The sequence below is a fragment of the Streptomyces sp. NPDC107454 genome (genome assembly GCF_055582885.1).
In genome coordinates, this window is record NZ_JBVJPA010000002.1 from 507,309 (window position 1) to 530,588 (window position 23,280).

The window sequence follows — 23,280 nt, forward strand, 5'->3', positions numbered from 1 at the left end:
GGCAATTGGTGGACGGCGATGGGTGAAGGCGGCGACACCGGCGCGCGACTGAGGAAGCCCTGGCGTACGGCGGGTACGACCGGGGTGCCCCGTCGGCGAGGGTGTCCGCGCCGACGGGGGTGACCTCGTCTACCTCATGTCGCGGCGGGCGCGCCGACCACCGCGAGGGCGTCGGCCAGGTAGGCCGCCCGGGAGGCGTGGCGCTGGATCTTCCCGCTGGACGTCTTGGGGATGGTGCCGGGGTGGACCAGCACGACGTCACGCACCGCGAGGCCGTGGGCCTCGCCGATCGCGCTGCGGATCACTTCGGTGATCCGCTCGGAGTCGGCCGCCGCGTCCAAAGCCGTCTCGGCGACGATGACGGGCTGCTCGCCCTCGACACCGCCGTCCACGGAGAACGCGGCGGTGCAGCCCGGCCGGAGCGCCCCGTGGGACATCTCGGCGGACAGCTCCAGGTCCTGCGGGTAGTGGTTGCGTCCGTCGATGACCATCAGGTCCTTGAGGCGGCCGGTGACGAACAGCTCGCCCTCGCGCAGGAATCCGAGGTCCCCGGTCCGCAGGAAACGGTCCGGACGGTCCTTCAGCATGGCCCGGAAGGTCTCGCGGGTGGCGAGGGCGTTGCGCCAGTAGCCCTTGGCGACGCCCGCGCCGCTCACCCAGATCTCGCCGACCTCCCCCTCGGGCAACTCCTCACGCCGTTCGGGGTCGGCGATCACCACGGTCGTACCGGGGACCGGCCGCCCGGAGCCGACGGCGGCCGCGTCGGCGGCTCCCACGTGCGGCCCTGCCCCGGGGGCCGGGGCGAGGGTGGGCGGGGTGTCGACCGAGCCGCCGGTGACGATGAGCGTGGCTTCGGCGAGGCCGTAGCACGGATAGAGGGCCTCGCGTCGGAAGCCGGCCGGGGCGAAGGTCTCGGTGAAGCGCCGCAGGGTGGCGGCCCGTACCGGTTCGGCGCCGTTGAAGGCGACCTTCCACCGGCCGAGGTCGAGTCCGTCGAGGAGTTCGGGGGTGGCGTGCTTGAGGCACAGCTCGTAGGCGAAGTTGGGGCCGCCGCTGGTGTGCGGGCGGTAGCGGCTGAGGGCTGTCAGCCAACGCGCAGGCCGCTGGAGGAAGTGCAGGGGCGAGAAGAGCGTGGCGGTGGCGCCGAGGTGGACGGTGTTCAGGACCGGGCCGATGAGGCCCATGTCGTGGTACACGGGCAGCCAGCTGACGAACAGTTCGCGCTCGTACTCCGCGAGCGTGTCGGGAGTGTGGCCCATCCGCTCGGTGACGGCCCGCTGGTTGTCCAGCACGTTCCCGTGCGTCACCATGACGCCGCGCGGGGCGGAGGTGGAGCCGGAGGTGTACTGGAGGAAGGCGACCGAGTCGGCGGTGAGGTCGGGTTCACGCCAGGAGTCGGCCGCCTTGTCGGGTATGTCCTCGGTGGCGACGCAGGTGAGCCCGTCCAGTTCGGGCAGGTGTTCCGCCTGGGCGGCCAGGGTGGCGAGCACCTCACGGCCGCCCAGGATCACCTTGGCGTCCGCGTCGGCGATGAGGCGCTTCATGCGGGTCAGGGCACGGTGGTTCTGCGACCGCCCCTGCGGGGGAACGCCCGGCACGGCGACGACCCCGGCCGAAAGACAGCCCAGGTAGCCGCAGATGAACTCCAGGCCGGGCGGGTACAGCAGCAGGGCGCGGGATCCGGCCAGGCCGCGTTCCTGCAGCCAGGCAGCGACGGCTCGGGACCGACGGGCCAGACGTCCGTACGAGATGTCCTGGATCTCTCCGTCGCAGTCGCCCGTGAGGAGGTAGCGGTATGCCGTCCGCTCCGGCTGTTGCGAGGCGTGCGTGGTCAGTAAGTCGACCAGGGAACGAGCCATATGAGGAGTCTCACCTGTTCGAATGAGTGAGCGAGAAAAGTGGAGTTCGAAGGCCGCGGGGTGCGTACGCACAGGTGCCGTGGCCGCCCGGCCCCCTTGCCGGACAGTCCGTCTCGACCAACCCGCCCGAGGAACGGCGACGATGCATACGCCGGCCCCTCGCGCCTCCCGCTCGGCTTGCTACTAACGAGTAACACGATAGCAAGTCTTGTCGGCCCAGTGGATGTAACCCCGGGTATTCAATAGGTAACTGGCCAATCTGCCGTCCCCCACGCCTTCATGACGTGTCGGGAGCCCCAGGGTGTTCGATGTGCGCGGCGAAGGCGGCGAGGTCGGCGACCACGCGCTCGGGCTGCTCCCAGTGGACGTCGTGCCCGACGCCCTCGTAGGCGATCAGGCGTGAACCGTGGATGGCGTCCAGGATGGTCTGCTGGTCGCCGCGGGGCAGCAGGTCGTCCTGGTCACCCCAGATGACGAGAGTGGGCACCAGGATGCCCGCGAGGGTCGCGCGCAGATCGGTGTCGAGCAGTGCGCGCAGGGTCTCCCGCCAGACGTACGCGGGGACCTTGAGGTTTTCTTCGATCATCGTCTCGACGAGGCCCCTGGCGACGGGGCGGTCCACCGCGCCGGAGACGAACTCCCTGACGAACTCCCGGGGGACGGGGTCCGAGAGCCCCTCGACGGCCTCCCGCATCCCGGTCACCGCCGGCTTGTCCTCGAGTGTGCCGGGTACGCCGATCAGCACCAGCCCCGAGATCCGGTCGGGATGGCTGCCCGCGACCATCCGGGCGGGCACGCCGCCGCTCGAGGACGCGACGAGCACGGCGCGGTCGATGTCGACGGCGTCCAGGAAGGCGACGAGGTCGGCGGCGTAGTCCTCGGGTGTGTAGCCCTCGGCCGGGCGGTCGGCGTCGCCATGGCCGCGCTGGGTGGGCGCGTAGCCGCGCAGTGCGGCCGGAAGGCGCCTGAGGAGGGGCTCGAAGGCCCACCAGGAGTCGCCGAGCCCGTGCACGAAAACGACCGGTGTGCCACCGGGGTAGCCGGCCTCGGCGTAGGGCAGCGTGAGCCCTTCCCGCACCTGGGCGGACTTCAGGGAGATCACGGTCACGACACCCTGCCTCCTTCGCTCCGCCGCCCGGTCGGTGAACCAGGAGCGGAGAGCGAGCGGCGATCACTTCCGACAGTACCGACGAGTGACGGGGCCCGCGTCTCAGGACGTCCGGACGAAGCGCGTGAGGGCGGCGGCGCACGGCCGCGGACGGGTGACGTGGGGAATGTGTCCCACTCCTTCGACGGTCTGCCGCCGCGCCCGCGGCAGGGCCGCGGCCGACCGGTCGAGGATCGTCGCCCACCACACCGGGCTCTGCGTGCCTCCGCTGAGCAGTACCGGTGCGGCGCACCGGGCGAGGGCGTCGGTATCGATCTCCGCACAGTCGGAGTCGGACTGTTCGTCCAGCCAGGTGGGCGCGTTGTGCACGAACGTCTCGCGCACGGCGGCGGGCAGCCGGTCCCAGGTGCCGGGTCCCACGGCCACTTCCTCCACGAACTGCCAGGCCGTCCTCGTCCTGTCGGCGGGTGCCCTGGCCCGGCCCCGCTTCGCTCTTCCCGTGACCCCGGCGGTCGTAGGTGACCGCCCGGCACGACTCCCGAAGACCGGCCTCGATCGCGGGCTGCCACGGCGAGCGGGAGCGGCCCGCCGTGAGCATGCCCTCAGTGTGCGCCGCAAGCATCGGCCGCGATGTCAGGACACGGTGCGGTAGCGGTGTTCGGGGCGGCCGGTCGCGCCGTAGCGCAGTTCCAGTCGGACCATGCCCTCCCGGACGAGGTAGGACAGGTAGCGCTGGGCCGTGGCGCGGGAGACGCCGGTGAGTTCCGCCGCCTCGGCCGCCGACACGTCCCGGCGGGCGGTGCGGACCGTCTCGTGGAGCAGGGCGAGGGTCGGCGCGGAGTGGCCCTTGGCCGGGACGGCGGGCAGGGCGGTCGGGCGGACGACGCTGAACAGGGCGTCCACGTCGGCCTGGTCGGTCTCCGCCTCCGGGCCCAGGACGTCCACCCGGTGCTGGAGTGCGCGGTAGGCGGCGAGCCGCTCGGCCAGGGCGTCGGCGCCGAAGGGCTTGACGAGATATCCGACGGCTCCGAGCTTCATCGCGGTCCGTACGGAGGTGATGTCCCGGTCGGCCGTGATCACGATGGCGTCCGGGCGGGCGCCGCCCGCGTCGCCGGTCAGCTGTCGCAGCACGTCGAGGCCGCTGCCGTCGGGCAGGAAGATGTCGAGGAGCAGCAGTTCCGGGCGGAGCGTACGGACGGCGTCCAGCGCCTCGGCCACGTTCGCCACCTGGCCGACGACCTCGAAGCCCTCGACGCGGGCCACGTAGGTGCAGTGGAGTCCGTTCACCCGGAAGTCGTCGTCCACCACCAGGGTCCGTATCACCAGCGCTCCCCTCCATCGGCCGCGGCCAGGGCGCCCGCCGGTACCGGCAGGGCCGTCGTGAACAGTGCGCCCCGCGGCGCGGGCGCGGCGTCCGGCAGGGGCAGCGTCACGGTGAAGACCGCCCCGGGTCCCTCGCTGACCGTGATGGTGCCGCCGTGCCGCTGGACCAGCCGGTGGACCAGGGCCAGTCCGAGGCCGCGCCGGGCGGTGCCGCGGTCCGGCCGGGTCGACCAGCCGTCCTCGAAGATGGACTCGGCCGCGCCCGGCGGGATGCCGGGTCCGGTGTCGGCCACCCGCACCAGCACCTCCGTGGTGGCCTCGACGACCGTGAGCCGTACCTCCCGGCCGCCCGCCGGGGCCGGTCCGCCGACCGCGGCGTCGAGGGCGTTCTCCAGCAGGTTGCCGACGATGGTCAGCAGCCGGTGCAGATGCGGCGGCTGCTCGCCGAGCGCGGAGTCCTCGCCCAGCACGATCCGTACGCCGCGCTCGGCGGCGACCGTCGTCTTGGCCACGACCAGACCCACCATCAGGGCGTTCCCGATGTGCTCGCGCACCGACTCGGTCAGCTCCTGGTCGGCTCCGGCCAGCTCGACGGCGTACTCGTACGCGGACTCGTGCTCCCCCACGTCCAGCAGCCCGGCCAGGGTGTGCATCCGGTTGGTGAACTCGTGCTGCTGGGCCCGCAGCGCGTCCGTCAGCCCGCGCACCGAGTCCAGTTCCCTGAGCAGTCCGACCAGTTCGGTGCGGTCGCGCACGGTGACCACCGCTCCCAGCGCCCGGCCGTGCAGCGTCACCGGCATGCGGTTTACGGCCAGGCAGTGGTCGTCGGTGAGGACCGTGATGTCCGTCCCGCTGAGGCTGCCGTCCAGTGCACGGCGCAGCCGACCCTCGGGCAGAAGTTCGTCCAGCCGGCCGCCCAGTGCCGTGCCCAGACCGAGCAGATGGCGCGCCTCGTCGTTGATGACGGTGACCCGGCCCTCGGGGTCGAAGGCGACCACGCCCTCCCGGATGCCGTGCAGCATCGCCTCCCGGTCCTGCAGCAGCCCGGCGATCTCTTCCAGCTCCAGCCCGAACGTCGTCCGCTTCAGGCGTCTGGCCAGCAGGAACGCGGCCACCGAACCGAGCGCGGTGGCGATCGTGGCGTACAGGCCGAAGGTGGGCAGCTCCCGCCAGAGCTCACCGAGTACGTCGTGTTCCGGGATGCCGGCCGACACCTCGCCGACCAGCGTGCCCGTGGGCCCCTTGAGCGGAGCCTTGCCGTTGGCGGACCGCCCGGTCGCGCCGTGGTCGGAGCCGACGTGGGGGAGGCCGTCCAGCACCGCGATCGGCTCGCCCACCGGCTCGCCGATCAGTGCCGGGGTGGGGTGCGAGTGGCGGATGCCGTGCAGGTCGATCACGACCACGTACGACGCCCCGGACGCTCTCCGTATCCGTTCGGCGACGGTCTGCACGATGTCGCCGCCACCGCCGTACTCCATGGCCTGCTGGATCTGCGGCTCCGCGGCTGTGGTCTGGGCGATGGCCAGCGCCCGCTGCTCGTAGGAGCGGTCGATCTCGGCCCGCTGAGCGAACGCGAACAGTACGAAACCGATGGCGCCAGTGAGGGCCAGGATGGCCAGTTGGTTGGCCAGAATCCGCGCGGAGAGCCTCCCCTTCCTGGCGCGGCCGAGACGGATTCGGATGGGCATCACAGGTGCCTTCGCCCTTGTCTTGCTGCCGGGCCCGGCCCCTTCGCCGTAACCCGTGGTGGCGTGATTGTGCCCCACCGGGGACATGCTGCCCACCCCTGGCCCACTGAGCAGAACGTGCAGAACCCCGGTTAACACAACTAACGCGAGATACGTCTGAAACAGCGACGTAATGCGGGGCGGCCTCTAGCGTCTGCCTTCCTCGACCCCGAGGTTAGGGAAGGAGACGGCCTCAGATGGCTTCGCGAAACGATGCCGCGTTGAGCACGGTCGCCGACAAAAGCGGCCAGGACAGCGCGCGAGTCGAGATTTCAGGGCTCACCAAACGATTTCTGACTCCCGCGGGTGAGGTGTTCACGGCGCTGCAGGACGTTTCGTTCACCGTGGAGCCTGGCCAGTTCTGCGCGGTGGTGGGCCCGACGGGCTGCGGCAAGTCGACGACCCTGAGCATGGTCTCCGGGCTCGACCGGCCCAGCGAGGGCTCGGTCAAGGTCGGCGGCCGTGAGGTGGACGGTGTCACCGACGGCGTCAGCTTCATGTTCCAGACCGACGCGCTGCTGCCCTGGAAGACCGTCCTCGGCAATGTGCTGATGGGCCCGGTCTTCCGCGGCGTTCCCAAGCAGAAGGCCCAGGTCTCGGCGCGCGACTGGCTGCGGCGGGTGGGCCTGTCCGGGTTCGAGGACCGCTACCCGCACCAGCTCTCCGGCGGCATGCGCAAGCGCGTGGCGATGGCCGCGGCGCTGATCAACGAACCGAAGATCCTGATCATGGACGAGCCGTTCGGCGCCCTGGACGTGCAGACCAAGGCGATCATGTCGACCGAGCTGCTGGGCCTGTGGGAGCAGATCCGTCCGTCGGTCATCTTCATCACCCACGACCTCGACGAGGCCGTGGCGCTCGCCGACCGGGTCGTCGTCATGACGTCCAGCCCCGGATCGGTCAAGGCGGTCTTCGACATCGACCTGCCCCGCCCGCGCGGCGCGGTCCAGGAGATCCGCTTCCAGCCCCGCTTCATCGAACTTCAGCACCAGATCTGGGAAACGCTGCGCGAGGAGGTGGAGCGCGCCTACGCACGCACCGCAGGAGGTACGGCATGAGCACGACGTCCGCAGTTTCCGCCGCGCTGGTCAAGGACGGCGCACCGTCCTCGGCCGCGGCCACCGCGAAGCGGGCCGCCCGGCGGCGCACCGCGCTGGTGTGGGTGGGCCGTATCGGCCTCGCGGCCTTCGTCATCGGCGGCTGGCAGGCGTTCACCACCTGGGGGATCGTCGACCCGTTCTTCTTCGGGCAGCCGTCGGGCATCGCCAAGCGGCTGGTGGACCTCTTCCAGCACGGCACCGAGTTCGGGTCCTTCTACTCGAACATCTGGACAACGATCCAGGAGGCACTCGCCGGCTTCGCCCTCGGGGCCGTCGCCGGCGTGATCTTCGGCGTCGCACTCGGCCAGAGCCGGTTCCTCGCCGATGTGCTCGGCCCCTACATCAAGGTGGTCAACGCGATCCCGCGTATCGTGCTCGGCTCGATCTTCATCGTCGCGTTCGGCATCGGTGTGCTGCCGAAGATCCTGCTCGCCGCGGTGCTGGTGTTCTTCATCGTCTTCTTCAACGCCTTCCAGGGCGTCCGTGAGGTCGACCGCAACATCCTCGCCAACGCCAAGGTGCTCGGCGCCTCGCAGACGCAGATCATCCGGCACGTCACCGTGCCCTCCGCGCTCACCTGGATCATCGCCAGCCTGCACAGCGCCTTCGGCTTCGCCATCGTCGGCGCGCTGGTCGGCGAGGTGCTCGGCGCGCAGAGCGGGCTCGGCCTGGTCATCAAGACCGCGCAGAACCAGTTCGACCCCAACGGCGTGTTCGCGACGATGCTCGTCATCTCGGTCATCGTGCTCGGCGCCGAGTGGCTGATCAGCAAGCTGGAGCGCCGGCTGCTGTCGTGGCGCCCGCCGGCGCCGACCGAGGCCAACTCCCTCTGACGCCTCCGCACTTCCCCTCCTTCATCTCAGAACCCTCAGCTTCGTCTTCGAACCCTCAGCAAAGGAATGTGATCAGCCATGTCCAGACGACCCGTCGCCGTCGCCGCGTCTGTGCTCACCGTTCTCGCCCTCGGCACGGTCAGTGCCTGTTCCGGCAACTCCTCCGGCACGAGCGGCGGTTCGGGCTCCACACCGACCGTCAAGCTCATGGCCGGCGGTCTCGACAAGCAGATCTACCTGCCGTACCAGCTCGCCCAGCAGCTCGGCTTCTACAAGAAGTACGGCGTCAACGTCCAGCTGAGCACCGAGCAGGACGGCGGTGTCGGCGCCGAGGAGGCCATGGCCTCGGGGCAGGTGGACATGGCGGGCGCCTGGTACAACCACACGATCGAGTTCCAGGCGAAGGGGAAGGCGGTCGAGGACGTCGTCCAGCTCTCGGGCGCGCCGGGCGAGCGTGAGATGTGCACCAAGAAGTCGGGCGTCACCTCGGGCGCCGACCTGAAGGGCAAGACCGTCGGCGTCACCGACCTGGGTTCGGGCACCGACACCCTCACCCAGTTCCTGGCCGCCAAGAAGGGCGTCAAGACCAGCCAGTACCACCGGATCGGGGTCGGCGCCGGATCCACGGCCATCGCCGCGCTGCAGAACGGCAAGGTCGACTGTGTCATGACGACGCAGCCGACGGTCGCCGCGATCGAGAAGAAGGGTGTCGGTGCCTCCGCGATCGACCTGGCCACCACCAACGGTGCCACGGCGGCGATGGGCGGTGCCTATCCCGCGGCTGGTGTGATCGCCCGCACCGACTGGGTGAACTCGCACAAGGACGCGACGCAGAAGGTCGTCGACGCGCTCGTCGCCACCATGCACTGGATCAACACGCACAGCGCGGCCGACATCGCGAACAAGCTGCCGGCGTCGTTCGTGTCGAACCAGTTGGTGACCAAGGCCGACTACATCTCGGCCCTGACCGAGGACAAGGGGCAGTTCCTCCCGGACGGTCTCATGCCGGCCGGCGGTCCGAAGACCTCTCTGGCGACAGAGCAGTTGGTCGGCAATGTGAAGGGGTCGGTGGACCTCGGCAAGACGTTCACCAATGACTTCGCCCTCCAGGCCAACAAGACCGAGGGCTTCAAGACCACCACGACCCCGGCAGGGCCGAACGGCTGAGCCGTCGCCGACCACGGGGCCGCCCAGGTGCCTGCCACCCGGGCGGCCCCAGGCCGTCGGCACGAGCCCCCGGGCGGGTACTTTCTGCGCCGCGCCCGCATCTCCCCGCCCACCCGCTCGCAAAGGAGACCAGTGATGAAGCCGGTCACCGCGCCCTTGCTCGCCAGGGCCGCCTGCGTCGCTCTCGCGCTGGCCGTGCCCGCCTGCGGCGCAGGGGGCAGGTCCGGCGCCGCGGTCGCGTCCGGGAACGACGACGGCACGCCCACGGTGCGGATCATGACCGGCGGCCTCGACAAGCAGATCTATCTGCCGGTGACGCTCGCTCGGGAGCTCGGCTACTACCAGGCGCAGGGCCTGGATGTGCGGTTCTACGACGAGCCGGACGGGGTCGAGGCCGAGACCGCCATGATCTCCGGCCAGGTGGACGCGGTGGTCGGGTTCTACGACCACACCGTCGACCTGCGGTCCAAGGGCAGGTCCACCGAGTCCGTCGTGCAGTTGCTCCGCGCCCCCGGCGAGGTCGAGATGGTCCGCACCGACGAGGCGGGCAGCGTCAGGAGCCCGGCGGACTTCGGCGGCAAGCACCTGGGCGTGACCGGCCTCGGCTCCTCCACCAACTTCCTCACCCGGTACCTGGAGGAGACGAACGGCGTCAGTGGGGACAGCGCCACGTCGGTCGCCGTCGGCGCAGGCTCCACCTTCGTGGCGGCGATGCGGAACAAACAGATCGACGCCGGTATGACCACCGAGCCGACCATCTCGCTGCTGGAGCGGAAGAAGCTGGCCAAGCCGCTGATCGACCTGCGCACGACCGCGGGCACGAAGGCCACGCTCGGCGGCACCTACCCGGCCTCCTGTCTCTACCTCACCACCGGGTACGTCCGGAAGAACCCGGAGGTGGTGCAGAAGCTGGTCAACGTCTACGTCGAGACGCTCAAGTGGATCCAGGCCCACTCCGCCACCGAGATCGCCGACAAGATGCCGGCCGCCTACTACGCGGGCGTCGGCAAGGCCGTCTACACCGAGGCGCTCCAGAACGAGAAGGGCATGTACTCCCCCGACGGTCTGATGCCCGCCGACGGTCCCAAGACCGTTTACAGGGTCCTCTCCGCCTTCGACCCGACGGTCAAGGGTCACACCGTCGACGTGTCCAAGACCTACACCAACGACTTCGTCGACAAGGCCGGCTGACAGCCCACGCCGCCGTCACGGTGCCGGTCGCGCCGGGAGTGCCGAGGTGAACGGGGTGACGGGGCGCTCCAGTCGTTCCCCGTCCACGGTGATGTCGACCGCTTCGTTGTAGAAGGCGAGGAGGTCTTTGACGGCGCCCACCGCGGGCAGTGGCTCCGGGTAGCTCCAGACGAGGTGCGCGGGGGCGTCGCCGCCACCCCGCCACGACCAGTACGCGGCGGTGCCCTTGTAGGGGCACCCCGTGCTGAGGTCGCTGGGGACGAACAGGTCGAGGCGGACGTCCTCACGCGGGATGTAGTACCGCGTCGGCAGGCCGGTCTCGAAGAGCAGCACCGGACGGCGGGTGTCCGCGACGACCGTGCCGTCGATCTCGACCCGGACGTGACGGCTGCTCGGGAGGGCGTCCACCCGTTTGTGCGGATCGCGGGGGTGGATGAAGATCTCCTCGTCCTCCTCGTACCAGTGGTCGAGCCCCCGGCCGCTGCGGCTGAACCACTCGAAGGCGATGTGGCCGGCCAGGTCGTCGGCGGGAAACGTCCAGGCCGCGTTCTCCAGCAGTTCGCCGTCGACTTCGAGGTCGTAGAAGACCCGCGATCCGCTGTGGGTGCCGGTCGGCGGGTTCTTCGCCGGGCGGAGCAGGTCCTCGCGGACCTCCTCGCGCGGGAACGCGTAGAGCGGAACGGGCACTTCGGGCTCCCAGACGAGGACCGGGTGCCGGCTGTCGACGACCGTGACCTCGCGCTTGCACCCGCGCACCCAGCGCCCGCTGGGTTCCCATCGCAGGCCTTGCGGAGTTGTGAGGTTCATGGCACCTCACTACCCAAGGATCCGGCGCTTCTGCTCCTCGAACTCGGCCTCGGTCAGGACACCCTGGGCCTTGAGTTCCCCGAGTTGCTTCAGCTGATCGATCCTGCCGCTCATGTCGCCGGCCGACGGGGCGGGCGGCGGGGGCGGCGCGGCGGGCATGGGTTGCGGCGGGGCCTCCTGGTACTCCTGCTGAGCCCATCGCCCCTGCTGACGGCGTGACACACGGTTCGACACGGCGGTCGCGGTACCGGCCACCACGGCTGTGCGGGCGACCCCGCGAAGGAGACCTGGCACGGCGGTTTCCTTTCTGGAAAAGCGGCCCGTGAATCCGGGGGGCGGCCTGCGGAATATCCACACTCCCTGAACGACGGGCAATTCTCGGCGGGCAATTCTCGGCGCATGGGACACCTCCATTGGAGCACCGCACGGATTCCCCCGCACATCGGCGTCGGCGCCACCCCACGGGAATTCCGCCGTTCTGCCGGTCGGTGACTCTCATGGCAAGCTGAAATGTGGACCACCGACCGGTCACAGGTCAGTGGTGAGGTCTACGTGGGAGGAGCTCGATATGGCCACGACCGGAACGCACCAGCGACACGAGACCGGGAGCGGCGGAGCGTGGGCGTCCAGCTGGACCGCCTTCGCCGCAGTCATGATGATCTTCGGCGGAGTGATGGCGATATTCGAGGGAATCTCCGCCATCGCCGAGGACGACGTCTTCGTCGTCACCCGCAACTACGCGTACAACTTCAATCTGACGAGTTGGGGCTGGATCCACCTCTCCCTCGGCGTCCTGGTCGTTCTCGCGGGTGCCGCGCTGTTCACCGGAGCGATGTGGGCACGCGTGGTCGGAGTCGTCCTGGCGGGCCTGTCGATGATCGCCAACTTCATGTGGCTGCCGTACTACCCCGTCTGGGCCATCGTGCTGATCGCCGTGGACGCCTTCGTCATCTGGGCGCTGTGCGTCGGAATCAGCCGGCAGCCCCGTACCGAGTAGCCGGGCGCGCCGTCCCGTGTGGACCCCGCGGGTGGGCATTCGGCCGTTCAGCCCGGGTCGGCCCCCCGAGCGGCTGACAGCGGACGTGCCGACGAGCCGGCCCGACTCACCAGTGTTTTCGTTGTGGGGCGGATTCCTCCGAAAAGCGGATTCCTCCGATGGTCCGCGTCGGCACCCACAGGGAGACACGAGTGGAAACCAGCGGCAGTGATGGTCGCCAACCCCTTGCCTTCCCGCTCCTCAAGGGGCAGAAGGCGCTGGTGACGGGCGCGAATTCCGGCATCGGCAAGGCGACGGCCATCGGCCTCGGCCGGGTGGGCGCCGACGTGGTGGTGAACTACGTGTCCGGGCGGGACGCCGCGGAAGAGGTCGTACGCGAGATCGAGGGCTTCGGGGTGCGCGCCTACGCGCACGAGGCGGACGTGTCCCAGGAGGACCAGGTCGTCGACATGGTGTCCCGCATGGTCGAGGAGTTCGGGACCATCGACATCATGGTGGCGAACGCCGGGCTCCAGCGTGACGCCCCCGTCACCGAGATGACCACGGCCCAGTGGCAGAAGGTGCTGGACGTCAATCTGACCGGACAGTTCCTGTGCGCCCGCGAAGCGACCAAGGAGTTCCTGCGGCGGGGCGTCGTCCCCGAGGTCTCCCGTTCGGCCGGGAAGATCATCTGCATGAGTTCGGTCCACCAGATCATCCCGTGGGCGGGCCATGTGAACTACGCGTCGTCCAAGGGCGGGGTGCAGATGCTCATGGCGACCCTCGCGCAGGAGCTCGCGCCGCAGGGGATCAGGGTGAACGCCGTCGCCCCGGGCGCGATCCGCACGCCCATCAACCGCGACGCCTGGGACACCCCCGAGGCCGAGGCCGACCTCCTCCGGCTCATCCCCTACCGCCGCGTGGGCGACCCGGACGACATCGCGAACGCGGTGGCGGCGCTCGCGTCCGACCTCTTCGACTACGTCGTGGGCACCACGATCTACGTGGACGGCGGCATGACGCTGTTCCCCGGTTTCGCCACCGGCGGCTGAAGCGCAGGACCCCTCAGCCATCCCGTACGAACCACCGAGGTCATGTGAACAGCGCAATCGGCCACCTTCTCGCGGACGGTCCACCACAACTCCTGCCGGCCCGGGAGCTGATGGCCTTCACCCTGGCTTCTCACATCCTGCTCGTACCCTTCGGCGTGGCCCTGCCCGCCATCACGCTCCTCATGCACTACCGCGGGCTGCGCAAGGGCGACGCCGTCGCCCTGCTGCTCGCACGGCGCTGGTCGGCGGTCATGGCCGTCCAGTTCGCGATCGGCATCGTGACGGGCACCGTGCTGTCCTTCGAATTCGGTCTGCTGTGGCCGGGGATGATGGGCCGGTGGGGCGATGTCTTCGGCCTCGGCTTCGGGATCGAGGCCTGGGCGTTCTTCCTCGAGGCGATCCTCATCGCCATCTATCTGTACGGCTGGCGCAGGCTCAAGCCGTGGACGCACTTCTGGCTCGGCCTGCCGCTGCCGCTGGCCGCCCTGATGGGGGCGTTCGGCATCGTGGCGGCGAACGCCTGGATGAACACCCCGCGCGGCTTCACTCTCGACGCGTCCGGCCGGCCGGTGAACGTCGATGTGCGGCGGGCGGTCTTCACACCGATGTTCGGCCCCGAGTACTGGCACTTCGTGGTCGGCGTGGTCCTGACCGCCGGATATGTCGTCGCCGGGGTGTACGCGGTCGGCCTGCTGCGCGGCCGCCGGGACCGCTACCACCGGCTCGGCTTCACCGTGCCGTTCACCGTCGCCGCGATCCTCACCCCCGTGCAGTTCGTGCTCGGGGACTCCATCGCCCGCTCCGTCTTCCTCAAGCAGCCCGTGAAGTTCGCGGCCACCGAGCTGGTGTGGAAGACCGACACCCACGTACCGGAGTACGTCTTCGGACGTCTGCATGCCGACGGATCGGTATCCGGCGGGATCAAGATCCCCCAACTGGACTCGGTCCTCGCCGGATTCAGACCGGCCACCGAGGTGACCGGACTGACGTCGGTCCCGGCGAGCGACCGCCCGACGGTGATCCAGGCCACCATCGCCCACTGGGCGTTCGACATCATGGTGACCGTCGGGAGCCTGCTCGTGCTGCTCGCGCTCTGGTACGCCTGGTGCCGGCTGCGGCGTCGTGAACTGCCCCGGTCGCCCTGGTTCCTGCGGTGTGCCGCCCTCGCCGGCGCCGCCTGTCTGCTGACCGTGGAGTGCGGCTGGATCACGACCGAGGTGGGCCGGCAGCCCTGGATCGTCTACCAGAACATGCGGGTCTCGGAGGCGGTCACGGGCACCCGCGCCGCGTCCCTGTGGACGATGTTCGGCATCGTCGTGGTGGTCTACGTCCTCGCTTTCGGTTCCTTCCTGACCGTCCTCGCGAAGATGAGCCACCGCTGGCGGCTGGCCGACGAGGGCGCGCCCGCGGGTGCCGCCGCCGAGGACGTGGAGGGCGACACTCCCTACGGGCCCCGCCCCTTGTCTGCCACCGCGAGCAAGGACAGGGGAGACGAATGATCCAGGACGTCGTCGCCTGGGTGCTGCTGGTGGCGGTGGCCGCCTACGCGTGTGCCGGTGGCACGGACTACGGTGCCGGATTCTGGGACCTCGTCGCGGGCGGCGCCGAACGCGGCAAGCGCCCGAGGTGGCTCATCGACCACGCCATGGAACCCGTCTGGGAGACCAACAACGTCTGGCTCATCTTCGTCCTGGTCATCATGTGGACCGGGTTCCCTGTCCTGTTCCAGACGGTCTTCTCCGCCATGTGGCTCCCGCTGGCACTCGCGGCCGTGGGACTCGTCCTGCGCGGTGCCGGCTTCGCCCTGCGCAAGCCCACGCGGCGCCTCGCCGGGCGCAGGGTCTACGGCGCCGCCTTCGCCGTCTCCTCGCTGCTGACCCCCTTCTTCCTCGGCGCGGCGGTCGGGGGGATCGCCACGGGCCGGGTGGCTCCCGGCACACAGGCGTCCGCCGACGCCTGGTCCAACGGGACCTCCGTGATCGCCGGGCTGCTCACCGTCGCCGCGACCGCCTTCCTCGGGGCGGTGTTCCTGACCGCCGACGCGCGCCGCTTCGACGCCCCCGACCTCGTCGGTTACTTCCGGCGGCGGGCCTGGTGCACTCTCGTCGTCCTCGCCGTGCTGGCGGTCGTCGGCCTCACCGTGACCCACGACGACGCGCCCTACGTCTACGACGGGCTGACCGGCGGAATCGGTCTCGTCCTCGTCATCATCGCCGTCGTCAGCGCGTCGACCACCGCCTGGCTGCTGTACCGCGTCGCGACGGGATGGGCGAGGATCACCGCGATCGGCAGCGTGGCCCTCGTCGTCGTGGCCTGGGGACTGGCCCAGCGGCCCTATCTCATCCCCACCTCGCTGACGGTGTCCCAGGCGGCCGGCGCGGCGACGACGCTGCGCTGGCTGATGCTGGTCACGGTCATCGCGGTGGTGCTCGTGGGGCCGCCGCTCGTGCTGCTCTACCGGCTGGACACCCGCGGAGCCCTCCAGCCCCTCAGCGAGGCGGACCTGCGGCAGACGGCACCAGGGCGGGAACCCGAGAGCCCGTGACCGGGGCCGGGGGCAGCGCCGGAGGCGGCGAAGGAGACGGGAAAAGGCCCCCGATCATCGTGGTCCTCGGCGTGTCGGGATCCGGGAAGACCACCTTCGGCCAGGCGGTCGCCGTGGACCTCGGCCTGACGTTCGTCGAGGGCGACGACTTCCATCCCGCGGCGAACATCGCGAAGATGACCGCGGGCCACGCCCTGGACGACACCGACCGCGCGCCCTGGCTGCGTGCCCTCTGCGAGCGCATCCGTCGCTCCGCCGAGGCCCGCGAGGGACTGGTGGTCGCCTGTTCGGCCCTCAAGCGGGCCTATCGCGACGAGTTCCGGGAGGCCGGGGGGCCGGCGTTGCGGTACGTGTACCTCGCCCTGGACCGGGCGACGGCCCGGGACCGGGTGGCCCGGCGCACCGGCCACTTCATGCCCGCCCACCTGGTCGACTCGCAGTTCGAGACGCTGGAGCCGCTGGAGCGGGACGAGCCGGGCATGACCCTGGATGCCACGGCCGGCCTGCCGGTGAACCTCTCCCGGGTGCGGGCCGCCGTCGAGCGCTGCGCCGGGCGCCCGGGCCCCTGAGGGATCAGGCGCTCACGAGTACGGCGACGATGCCTCCCGAACGCGCGGAGGGCGGGCGTGTGCTATTCCGTCGCGTCCAGCGCGGCCAGCACGGCCGGCACCGGGATGCGCCCGGAGGCGACCAGTTGCGCACCGCCGCGGCGCAGGGCGGTGGCGAAGGGAGCGGCCCACAGGTTCTCGTAGACGAGGATTCCGGCCGAGTTGCCGGGCTCCAGGGCGCTGCCGGCTTCTTCGATGTCGTCCTCGCCCAGCAGGCCGGAGGAGGCGCCCTCGAAGACGGCGAGGTCGAGGGCTCCGTCGCCGGTGAGGTCGGCGATCTCCAGGCCGGCCACGGATCCGTCCTCCTCCTTTCTGACAAACATCAGATCGAGGATCCGGATGACGCCGCGGTCCACGAGGTCGACCAGCAGGGGAAATCCTTCGCCGGTCATGCGGTTGCCGGGGAACTCGACGACTATATAGTCGATTGGGCCCATTTCGGCGAATTCATCGCTCATGGAAGAATCGCTCACGGCTTCACCCCTGGGTGGTCATGGAATTTCCCCAGTCCCCGAATGCCTGCGCATCCACGGGCCCGAATTCCATTGCAGCATCGGACGGAAGGCGCCGCACTTCGGTGCGGTGTTCACCCGCCGGGCCGGTTCCGGGTCGCGGGATCGGATCCGTCCGCCTCTGCTGTAACCATGACGAGCAGCCCGCCTCCTCCGGACCCGGATCAAAAGCCCCCAGAACCGTCCGGCGAGCAGCGGCTCTCGGCGCGGGAGCGCAACGAACTGGACGAGCTGCGGCACCGGGTGAGCGCTCTGGAGACCGGGGGGCCGTCGGGGGCCGCGCGGCACCACTGGCTTCGCTCGACGGGTTCGGTCCTGCTGATTCTCCTCGCCTCGCTGCTGTCGCTGCTGGCCGTCGTAGCGGTCTGGGCGAACAGCATCGTCCGGGACACCGACCGCTATGTCGCCACCGTGGGGCCGCTGGCGAGAGATCCGGATGTGCAGAAGGCGGTCACCAACCGGGTCACCACCGCGGTGCTGGCGCAGATCGACGTGGACGCGCTGGTCAAGGATCTGGAGCGGGCTGCTGCGGAGAAGGGTGCCCCGCCGAGGGTCGCCACGCTGCTCGGCGACCTGGGCGGCCCGATCACCAGCGGGCTGAAGAGTCTGGTCGGCGACACCGTGCAGCGCGTGGTCGCCAGCAAGGCCTTCGACACCGTCTGGGTGGACGCCAACCGCCGGGCCCACAGCGCGCTGGACAAGGCCCTCACGGGCAACGCCACCGGTGCGGTGTCCGCCAAGAACGGTCAGGTCAGCATCGACGTGGCGCCGATCGTGGCCCAGGTCAAGGACCGGCTGGTCAGCGCCGGCTTCAAGCCGGCCGCTCGGATCCCGGCCGTCCACACGGACTTCGTGGTGTTCGCGTCGGAGGACATCGGCAAGATCAAGACGTATCTGCGGGTGCTGGACATCATCGGCGGCTGGCTCCCCGTCATCGCCGTGCTGATCGCCGCCGCGGGCGTGTATCTGGCCACCAACCGTCGCCGGGCCCTGATCGGGGCCGCGCTCGGGGTGTTCGCCGCCATGGTGGTGCTCGGCATCGTGCTGGCCGTCGCGCGGGCGGTCTATCTCGACCACCTGCCCGTCGGGACGTCCGAGGACGCCGCCGCCACGGTGTTCGACTCCCTCGTCAGGTTCCTGCGCGCGGGTGTTCGCGCGGTCGGCGCGCTCGCGCTCGTGACGGCTGTAGGCGCCTTCCTCATCGGGCCGTCCGGGATCGCCGTCCTCATCCGTACGGGCTGTCGCCGGGGCATCGGCGCCCTGCGCGACGTCGCCGTGTCGGCGGGGCTCCCGCTGGGTCCGGTCGGCGGGTTCGTGCACCGCTTCAAGCGGTGGATCGGCGCCGCGATCCTGGCGGTCGCCGCGATCGTGCTGTTCACCTGGAACTACCCGACCACATGGGTCGTGGTGTGGACCGTGGTGATCGTGCTGGTCGCCTTCGCGATCCGCGAGTTCCTGGACACGGGCGCTCCCTCGGCCACGGCCGCTTCGACACCGTCACCTCTGGCGCCGTCCACCTGACCTCGCGCCGGTGCCTGCGTTCGCCCCCGCCAGACCACCCGCCCTCCGCGTTCCGGTGCGGTACGCCGACTCGTGATGTGGACAGGTCGCTTGTTCATTGACGCGGTGGCACCTGCCCCCGGCAACTCGGCGTGCCGGAATCCGGCTTCTGTCGGAGGCTGGTGCCATGCCGATGCCCGACGAGCTGAGCGAGGCCGAGTTCCGGTCGCTCTACCGCCGACTGCGCGGCACGGTCTCCGGCGGTGGCAGGCGCCGGGGCGCCCTGGACACGATCACCGCGGAACAGGTGCTGGCGGCCCTCCGCGAGGTGCGGTCGGGACATACGGTGTCGCTCGCCGCCCCCGTGGAGACCCGTGCCGAACCCGACGACGCCGATCCGGCCGAGCACCGGCTCACCGCTCCGGCGGACGGCGAACCGGTCGAGAAGGGCCTGGACTTCGCGCGGGACCGCTTCGCCATGAACGTTCACGGCGATGTGGACAGTCACCTCGACGCGCTGTGCCATGTCATCTACGACGGCACGCTGCACGGCGGCATACCGGCGGCGGACGCGCTGTCGCCGGAGGGCGCGAGCGTCCTGTCCGTCGAGCTGGCCCGCGACGGCATCGTCGGACGCGGGGTCCTCCTCGACATACCCCGGGTGCACGGCCTCTCCTGGCTCGAGCCCGGATCGAACGTGACCGCCGAGGACCTGAGCGCCGCCGAGACCCGGCAGGGGTTACGGGTCGGCCGCGGCGACATCCTGCTCGTACGGGTCGGACACCGCAGGCGCCGCGAGGAGCTGGGCCCCTGGGACGTGGCCGCCGCCCGTGCCGGGCTCCATCCGACCGCGATGGAGTTCGTGGCCGACCGGGAGGTGGCGGTGCTCGGCAGCGACAGCAACAACGACACGGCCCCGAGCGCGGTGCGAGGGGTCGCGTTCCCGGTGCATGTGCTCGCCGTCCACGCCCTGGGACTGCATCTGCTCGACTATCTGCGGTTCGAGGACCTCGCGCCGATCTGCGCGCGGGAAGGCCGCTGGTCATTCCTGTGCGTGATCGCTCCGCTCCGGCTGACCGCGGCCACCGGCTCGCCCGTCAATCCCCTGGCGATCCTGTGACGACGGTCATCACCCGGCGCCCGTAGTGGCCGGCGCTCGCCCTGGTGGTGCCGTGATCGCGGCCGTCACCCGGGTGGTGCGGTGATGGCCGGTCAGGGTCAGGCGGTCAGCTGGTAGATGCTCTTGCCCACGAGCCACAGCCCCAGCAGCAGGCACACCGTCACGATCGCCTGGTCCTGATGGCCCTCCAACCACGTCCGCAGCCGCCCGAGCCGCACGCGGGACGAGTCGGGGGCGAAGGTCGCGTAGATCTCCATGGCCAGCAGGCTGGAGCTGGCCAGCAGGCAGTAGCCCATCAACGCCGCGTACGAGGCGGCGTGGGAGAGGTCGGCCTCCACCACGGTGGCGGCGCCGGCGGCCACCAGCCCCCAGGGCTGGAGGAACAGCGCCAGCCCGGCCGCCGTCCACGGGGAGATCCGGTCGAGCCGGGACATCATCCCGGATGACGTGCGCCGCATGCCCCTCCTGCGGCGGGTGCGCTCCCCGTACCAGACGAGGCCCACGCCGATGGCAAGTTTGGCGGCCAGGGCGGCCGTAGAGGGCGCCGACTTGGGCGGCGGCGGTTTCCCGCCCGTCATCAGCAGCACCACGGCGATGATCGCGACGAAACTGGCCAGCCAGGTGAGGACGAAGGCCAGGCCGTTCCAGATCCCGCCCCGCGCGGACAGCACCAGCACGAACGCGGTGACCGAGAAGGGGTTCACGGCGATCGCCAGACCGATGAGGACCAGGTCAAGGACCATCGCTGCCTCCGCAGGGCCGCGCGAGGTTCGGGGCGCCGCCGGATGCGCGCATGGCCCCATCGTCACCGCTCCCGCCCGCACCCACCATTCAGCGGTGCCGTCCGGAAGGCCTCGGGCGGCCTCTCCCCCGTACGGCGCAACGGCGCTCGCGCCGCAGGCGGGCGGCTGCCCGGGACGGCACCCTGGTGGCGTGGTCACGCCTCGGGGCGTGGAGCCCAGTCCGGACCCGGGGAGCGGAAGTGCACGCAGGCAGAGGACCCGGCCCGTCCACCGACGGAGGGGCGGGCCGCCTGCGCGGGCGGGCCGCGGAGCTGGGGGCGCGGCTGCGGCGGCTGCGCGGCAGCGCCGAGGAGCGCTTCCCGGTGATCACCCGTCTCAGCTCGCACCTGATCGCGGTGAACCTGCTGGATTCCGCGACCCGGCTGGCGGCCCAGCTGTTCCTGACCGCCGTCCCGCTGCTCTTCGTGGTCGCGTCCTTCGCCCCGCGGGCGGTGCGCGACGAGATCGTCGCCTCTCTCCATGACGTCTTCGGTATCAACGGCTCCTCCGAACTCGAGCTGAAGAAGGTCTTCGACGCCGATCCCGCGAACCTGCAGCAGAGCGCGGGAGTGGTCAGTTCGCTGATGGTGCTGCTCTCCGCCACGGCGTGCAGCCGGGCGATGCAGCGTCTGTGCCAACGCGCCTGGCGACTGCCGGGTGCGAGCGCGCGGATCGCCGCCTGGAGATGGCTCGTGTGGATCGCGGCCTGGCTGGTCGTCCTCGCCCTGCAGGGACCGCTGCGCACCGGGTTCGGCGTGGGGGCGTGGCTGGGCGTGCCGCTCCTGCTGGTCGCCCAGGTGGGCGTCTGGTGGTGGTCCCAGCACCTGCTGCTGGCCGCGCGCGTCCCCTGGCTGCCCCTGCTGCCCGGTGCGCTCCTGACCGGGGTGGCCATGACCACTCTGTCGGTGGTCGCGAAGCTGTACGTGCCCAGCGCGCTCAACCGCAGCCTGGACCGCTACGGGTCGCTGGGTGCGGTCTTCACGGTGCTGTCATGGCTGATCGGGCTGTGTGTCGTCATCGCCGCCGCGATCACCGCCGGGGCGGTGATCGCGCGGGAACCCGCCGTGTCCCGGCGCCTCGGTTCACCCGAATAGTCCAACTCGCCGGAAATACCCCCCAGGGATACCTTGGGCTTTGAGGCAGATGCCCACGGTGGACAGTGGGGACGGTGGCCTGCATGACCGAGGCACAGCACTACGACGTCATCGTGGTCGGCACCGGTGCGGGCGGTGGCACGATCACCCACCGGCTGGCGCCCATGGGGTTCGACAAACACAGAGAGCTGGAGAGCGTCACCTCGGTCGTCGCCTGCGGCGCCGTCAACTCCGCTGCCCTTCTGCTGCGTTCGGCGAACGACCGGCATCCGCAGGGGCCGGCCAACAGCCCGGATGTCGTGGGCCGCCCCTACATGCGGCACAACAACCTCGCCCTGATCCACGGCGAGGCGCCCCGCGGGGCCGGGGCCGTCCGTCCCGACATGCCCTTCGAGGTACCGGTCCACGACGCGGTCGACTTCTGGCCGTGCGGAGAGGACCTGCCCGCCCCCGACAACCGCGTCACGCTGGACCGGGACGGCGGCATCCACCTGGCCCTGGCCGAGAAGAACGACATCGCCGGTGATCGCATCGCGGACCGACCGCGATGACCTCGCACCACCCGGCCGACGGTGTCGTCCCGCACCGCACGCCCCGCGAGCGTGCCGAGACCGGCAAGGCCGCCCGGGCCGCCGTACCCCGCTCCAGTCACGCGGAGTTCGCTCCCGCTCGGAAGCGGCCCGACCCCGTGGACGTCATCGAGGCGCAGTCCGCGACCCGGGTGCCCGAGCTCGTACCGATCCGCTACGGGAGGATGATCGAGTCGCCGTTCCGCTTCTTTCGGGGGGCCGCCGCCATCATGGCCGGGGACCTCGCCCACACTCCCCGCAGCGGGATCACGACGCAGGTGTGCGGCGACGCGCACCTGCTGAACTTCCGGCTGCTGACCTCGCCCGGGCGCCGCCTGATGTTCGACATCAACGACTTCGACGAGACACTGCCCGGCCCGTGGGAGTGGGACGTCAAGCGGCTGTCCACGAGTCTCGTCATCGCCGGCCGGGCGAACGGCTTCAGCGCCAAGGAGCGGGCCGACGTCGTGCGGGCGACGGTGCGGTCGTACCGCGAGTGGCATCGGCGCTTCGCCGCGCTGGGCAATCTCCGCGTGTGGTGCGCCCGGTTCGACGAGGACTGGGTGCGGACCCACGTCTTCCAGGAGGTGAGCGCGCGGGCCCGCGAGCGCTGGTCGTGGTCGGTGGCGAAGGCACGCACCCGCGACAGCCTCCAGGCCTTCGACAAACTCACCCACGTCGTCGACGGAAGGGTCCGCATCGCTGCGGATCCCCCACTGCTCACACCGCTCCGGGACCTGCTTGGGGACGTCGAACGCGACGCGATGGAGGAGCTGATCCGCCGGATGATCGAACGGTACGGCCAGAGCCTCCCGTCGGACCGGCGGTTGCTGCTGGAGCAGTACCGGCTGGTCGACGTGGCCCGCAAGGTGGTCGGGGTCGGCAGCGTGGGCACCCGCTGCTGGATCATTCTGCTGCTCGGCCGCGACGACCAGGATCCCCTGCTCCTGCAGGCCAAGGAGGCCGACGAGTCGGTACTCGCGCCGTTCACCGGGGCGAGCGGCTGCCGGACCCAGGGGGAGCGCGTGGTCTGCGGTCAGCGGCTCATGCAGGCCACCAGCGACATCTTCCTCGGCTGGGCCAGGGCTGACGGCATCGACGGCGGCCGACGGGACTTCTACGTGCGGCAGTTGCGGGACTGGAAGGGCATCGCGGAGCCCGAGTCGATGGTGCCGGACGGGATGCGGTCCTTCGGTGAACTGTGCGGTGCCACGCTGGCCCGCGCGCACGCGAGGTCGGGGGACCGGATCGCCATCGCCGCCTACCTCGGCGGGGGCGAGGTCTTCGACCAGGCGCTGGTGACGTTCGCCGAGCGCTATGCCGACCAGAACGAGCAGGACCACCGGGCACTCGTCGACGCCGTCCGTTCCGGGCGGGTCAAGGCTGAAACCGCCTGACACGCCTGAC

23 protein-coding genes are annotated in these 23,280 nt (G+C 70.6%); 14 read left to right on the forward strand and 9 right to left on the reverse strand.

Annotated elements, in window-relative coordinates; all coding sequences use genetic code 11:
• Positions 1 to 134 precede the first annotated feature (134 nt).
• The 5 genes from ACZ69M_RS06420 to ACZ69M_RS06440 form a co-directional block, all read right to left on the reverse strand.
• Positions 135 to 1,859, reverse strand: coding sequence for a fatty acyl-AMP ligase (locus tag ACZ69M_RS06420; protein ID WP_470047149.1), 1,725 nt, complete (start codon positions 1,857 to 1,859; stop codon positions 135 to 137).
• Between the two features lie 277 nt (positions 1,860 to 2,136).
• Positions 2,137 to 2,967, reverse strand: coding sequence for an alpha/beta fold hydrolase (locus ACZ69M_RS06425; protein ID WP_470047151.1), 831 nt, complete (start codon positions 2,965 to 2,967; stop codon positions 2,137 to 2,139).
• Between the two features lie 102 nt (positions 2,968 to 3,069).
• Complete coding sequence (locus tag ACZ69M_RS06430) at positions 3,070 to 3,387, reverse strand: alpha/beta fold hydrolase (RefSeq protein WP_470047153.1); 318 nt, start codon at positions 3,385 to 3,387, stop codon at positions 3,070 to 3,072.
• A gap of 213 nt (positions 3,388 to 3,600) precedes the next feature.
• The gene (locus ACZ69M_RS06435) at positions 3,601 to 4,290 is read right to left on the reverse strand and encodes a response regulator (RefSeq protein WP_470047155.1); all 690 of its coding nucleotides are present in this window, start codon (positions 4,288 to 4,290) and stop codon (positions 3,601 to 3,603) included.
• On the reverse strand, positions 4,287 to 5,978 hold the full coding sequence (locus tag ACZ69M_RS06440; RefSeq protein WP_470047157.1) for an ATP-binding protein: 1,692 nt from the start codon (positions 5,976 to 5,978) through the stop codon (positions 4,287 to 4,289). The genes ACZ69M_RS06435 and ACZ69M_RS06440 overlap by 4 nt, the downstream gene beginning before the upstream one ends.
• Positions 5,979 to 6,214: 236 nt before the next feature.
• Between ACZ69M_RS06440 and ACZ69M_RS06445 the strand changes: the two genes are divergently transcribed.
• The 4 genes from ACZ69M_RS06445 to ACZ69M_RS06460 all read left to right on the forward strand — a co-directional run bounded on the left by ACZ69M_RS06445 (position 6,215) and on the right by ACZ69M_RS06460 (position 10,308).
• Positions 6,215 to 7,075 (forward strand): ABC transporter ATP-binding protein, encoded by an 861-nt coding sequence (locus ACZ69M_RS06445; protein ID WP_075025582.1) that lies wholly within the window; start codon positions 6,215 to 6,217, stop codon positions 7,073 to 7,075.
• Positions 7,072 to 7,950, forward strand: coding sequence for an ABC transporter permease (locus ACZ69M_RS06450; RefSeq protein WP_470047159.1), 879 nt, complete (start codon positions 7,072 to 7,074; stop codon positions 7,948 to 7,950). The genes ACZ69M_RS06445 and ACZ69M_RS06450 overlap by 4 nt, the downstream gene beginning before the upstream one ends.
• Positions 7,951 to 8,028: 78 nt before the next feature.
• Positions 8,029 to 9,117 carry an ABC transporter substrate-binding protein gene (locus ACZ69M_RS06455; RefSeq protein ID WP_470047161.1) on the forward strand — a complete coding sequence of 363 codons (1,089 nt, stop codon included), beginning with the start codon at positions 8,029 to 8,031 and terminating at the stop codon, positions 9,115 to 9,117.
• Between the two features lie 135 nt (positions 9,118 to 9,252).
• Positions 9,253 to 10,308, forward strand: coding sequence for an ABC transporter substrate-binding protein (locus ACZ69M_RS06460; RefSeq protein ID WP_470047163.1), 1,056 nt, complete (start codon positions 9,253 to 9,255; stop codon positions 10,306 to 10,308).
• A 15-nt stretch (positions 10,309 to 10,323) separates the two neighbouring features.
• On the opposite strand, the gene ACZ69M_RS06465 is transcribed toward ACZ69M_RS06460, so the two are convergent.
• The gene (locus tag ACZ69M_RS06465; RefSeq protein WP_470047165.1) at positions 10,324 to 11,115 is read right to left on the reverse strand and encodes a DUF427 domain-containing protein; all 792 of its coding nucleotides are present in this window, start codon (positions 11,113 to 11,115) and stop codon (positions 10,324 to 10,326) included.
• Between the two features lie 9 nt (positions 11,116 to 11,124).
• Positions 11,125 to 11,409: an SHOCT domain-containing protein gene (locus tag ACZ69M_RS06470; RefSeq protein ID WP_470047167.1), complete on the reverse strand. Its 285-nt coding sequence runs from the start codon at positions 11,407 to 11,409 to the stop codon at positions 11,125 to 11,127.
• A 274-nt stretch (positions 11,410 to 11,683) separates the two neighbouring features.
• On the opposite strand from ACZ69M_RS06470, the gene ACZ69M_RS06475 reads away from it, so the two are divergent.
• From ACZ69M_RS06475 to ACZ69M_RS06495, 5 genes are all read left to right on the forward strand, one after another.
• On the forward strand, positions 11,684 to 12,112 hold the full coding sequence (locus ACZ69M_RS06475; protein WP_352045507.1) for a DUF7144 family membrane protein: 429 nt from the start codon (positions 11,684 to 11,686) through the stop codon (positions 12,110 to 12,112).
• Positions 12,113 to 12,303: 191 nt separating this feature from the next.
• A complete protein-coding gene (locus ACZ69M_RS06480) occupies positions 12,304 to 13,143 on the forward strand; it encodes an SDR family oxidoreductase (RefSeq protein ID WP_470047169.1) in 840 nt (279 codons plus the stop codon).
• Positions 13,144 to 13,253: 110 nt separating this feature from the next.
• On the forward strand, positions 13,254 to 14,642 hold the full coding sequence (locus tag ACZ69M_RS06485; protein ID WP_470047549.1) for a cytochrome ubiquinol oxidase subunit I: 1,389 nt from the start codon (positions 13,254 to 13,256) through the stop codon (positions 14,640 to 14,642).
• On the forward strand, positions 14,639 to 15,688 hold the full coding sequence (locus tag ACZ69M_RS06490) for a cytochrome d ubiquinol oxidase subunit II (protein ID WP_470047171.1): 1,050 nt from the start codon (positions 14,639 to 14,641) through the stop codon (positions 15,686 to 15,688). Before ACZ69M_RS06485 ends, ACZ69M_RS06490 begins: the two co-directional genes overlap by 4 nt.
• Positions 15,685 to 16,257 carry a gluconokinase gene (locus tag ACZ69M_RS06495; protein ID WP_470047173.1) on the forward strand — a complete coding sequence of 191 codons (573 nt, stop codon included), beginning with the start codon at positions 15,685 to 15,687 and terminating at the stop codon, positions 16,255 to 16,257. The genes ACZ69M_RS06490 and ACZ69M_RS06495 overlap by 4 nt, the downstream gene beginning before the upstream one ends.
• Positions 16,258 to 16,319: 62 nt before the next feature.
• On the opposite strand, the gene ACZ69M_RS06500 is transcribed toward ACZ69M_RS06495, so the two are convergent.
• Positions 16,320 to 16,754, reverse strand: a complete 435-nt coding sequence (locus ACZ69M_RS06500; RefSeq protein WP_470047175.1) for a DUF6325 family protein — start codon at positions 16,752 to 16,754, stop codon at positions 16,320 to 16,322.
• Positions 16,755 to 16,940: 186 nt separating this feature from the next.
• Between ACZ69M_RS06500 and ACZ69M_RS06505 the strand changes: the two genes are divergently transcribed.
• The gene (locus ACZ69M_RS06505; protein ID WP_470047176.1) at positions 16,941 to 18,329 is read left to right on the forward strand and encodes a hypothetical protein; all 1,389 of its coding nucleotides are present in this window, start codon (positions 16,941 to 16,943) and stop codon (positions 18,327 to 18,329) included.
• A 166-nt stretch (positions 18,330 to 18,495) separates the two neighbouring features.
• Positions 18,496 to 19,428 (forward strand): cyclase family protein, encoded by a 933-nt coding sequence (locus ACZ69M_RS06510; RefSeq protein WP_470047178.1) that lies wholly within the window; start codon positions 18,496 to 18,498, stop codon positions 19,426 to 19,428.
• A 98-nt stretch (positions 19,429 to 19,526) separates the two neighbouring features.
• On the opposite strand, the gene ACZ69M_RS06515 is transcribed toward ACZ69M_RS06510, so the two are convergent.
• A complete protein-coding gene (locus tag ACZ69M_RS06515) occupies positions 19,527 to 20,171 on the reverse strand; it encodes a GAP family protein (protein WP_470047180.1) in 645 nt (214 codons plus the stop codon).
• Positions 20,172 to 20,410: 239 nt separating this feature from the next.
• Between ACZ69M_RS06515 and ACZ69M_RS06520 the strand changes: the two genes are divergently transcribed.
• From ACZ69M_RS06520 to ACZ69M_RS06530, 3 genes are all read left to right on the forward strand, one after another.
• Positions 20,411 to 21,304, forward strand: coding sequence for a YhjD/YihY/BrkB family envelope integrity protein (locus tag ACZ69M_RS06520; RefSeq protein ID WP_470047182.1), 894 nt, complete (start codon positions 20,411 to 20,413; stop codon positions 21,302 to 21,304).
• A gap of 83 nt (positions 21,305 to 21,387) precedes the next feature.
• Entirely contained in the window at positions 21,388 to 21,855 is a 468-nt protein-coding gene (locus ACZ69M_RS06525) for a hypothetical protein (protein WP_470047184.1), read from the forward strand.
• Positions 21,852 to 23,270: a DUF2252 domain-containing protein gene (locus tag ACZ69M_RS06530; RefSeq protein WP_470047185.1), complete on the forward strand. Its 1,419-nt coding sequence runs from the start codon at positions 21,852 to 21,854 to the stop codon at positions 23,268 to 23,270. The genes ACZ69M_RS06525 and ACZ69M_RS06530 overlap by 4 nt, the downstream gene beginning before the upstream one ends.
• The last annotated feature ends 10 nt before the right edge of the window (positions 23,271 to 23,280 follow it).

Bases quoted from the DNA above. Each gene is read 5' to 3' on its own strand.
- ACZ69M_RS06420 (WP_470047149.1), bottom strand. From the start codon at position 1,859: ATGGCTCGTTCCCTGGTCGACTTACTGACCACGCACGCCTCGCAACAG.
- ACZ69M_RS06440 (WP_470047157.1), bottom strand. From the start codon at position 5,978: ATGCCCATCCGAATCCGTCTCGGCCGCGCCAGGAAGGGGAGGCTCTCC.
- ACZ69M_RS06445 (WP_075025582.1), top strand. From the start codon at position 6,215: ATGGCTTCGCGAAACGATGCCGCGTTGAGCACGGTCGCCGACAAAAGC.
- ACZ69M_RS06450 (WP_470047159.1), top strand. From the start codon at position 7,072: ATGAGCACGACGTCCGCAGTTTCCGCCGCGCTGGTCAAGGACGGCGCA.
- ACZ69M_RS06455 (WP_470047161.1), top strand. From the start codon at position 8,029: ATGTCCAGACGACCCGTCGCCGTCGCCGCGTCTGTGCTCACCGTTCTC.
- ACZ69M_RS06460 (WP_470047163.1), top strand. From the start codon at position 9,253: ATGAAGCCGGTCACCGCGCCCTTGCTCGCCAGGGCCGCCTGCGTCGCT.
- ACZ69M_RS06465 (WP_470047165.1), bottom strand. From the start codon at position 11,115: ATGAACCTCACAACTCCGCAAGGCCTGCGATGGGAACCCAGCGGGCGC.
- ACZ69M_RS06475 (WP_352045507.1), top strand. From the start codon at position 11,684: ATGGCCACGACCGGAACGCACCAGCGACACGAGACCGGGAGCGGCGGA.
- ACZ69M_RS06485 (WP_470047549.1), top strand. From the start codon at position 13,254: ATGGCCTTCACCCTGGCTTCTCACATCCTGCTCGTACCCTTCGGCGTG.
- ACZ69M_RS06490 (WP_470047171.1), top strand. From the start codon at position 14,639: ATGATCCAGGACGTCGTCGCCTGGGTGCTGCTGGTGGCGGTGGCCGCC.
- ACZ69M_RS06500 (WP_470047175.1), bottom strand. From the start codon at position 16,754: ATGAGCGATGAATTCGCCGAAATGGGCCCAATCGACTATATAGTCGTC.
- ACZ69M_RS06505 (WP_470047176.1), top strand. From the start codon at position 16,941: ATGACGAGCAGCCCGCCTCCTCCGGACCCGGATCAAAAGCCCCCAGAA.
- ACZ69M_RS06510 (WP_470047178.1), top strand. From the start codon at position 18,496: ATGCCGATGCCCGACGAGCTGAGCGAGGCCGAGTTCCGGTCGCTCTAC.
- ACZ69M_RS06515 (WP_470047180.1), bottom strand. From the start codon at position 20,171: ATGGTCCTTGACCTGGTCCTCATCGGTCTGGCGATCGCCGTGAACCCC.
- ACZ69M_RS06525 (WP_470047184.1), top strand. From the start codon at position 21,388: ATGACCGAGGCACAGCACTACGACGTCATCGTGGTCGGCACCGGTGCG.
- ACZ69M_RS06530 (WP_470047185.1), top strand. From the start codon at position 21,852: ATGACCTCGCACCACCCGGCCGACGGTGTCGTCCCGCACCGCACGCCC.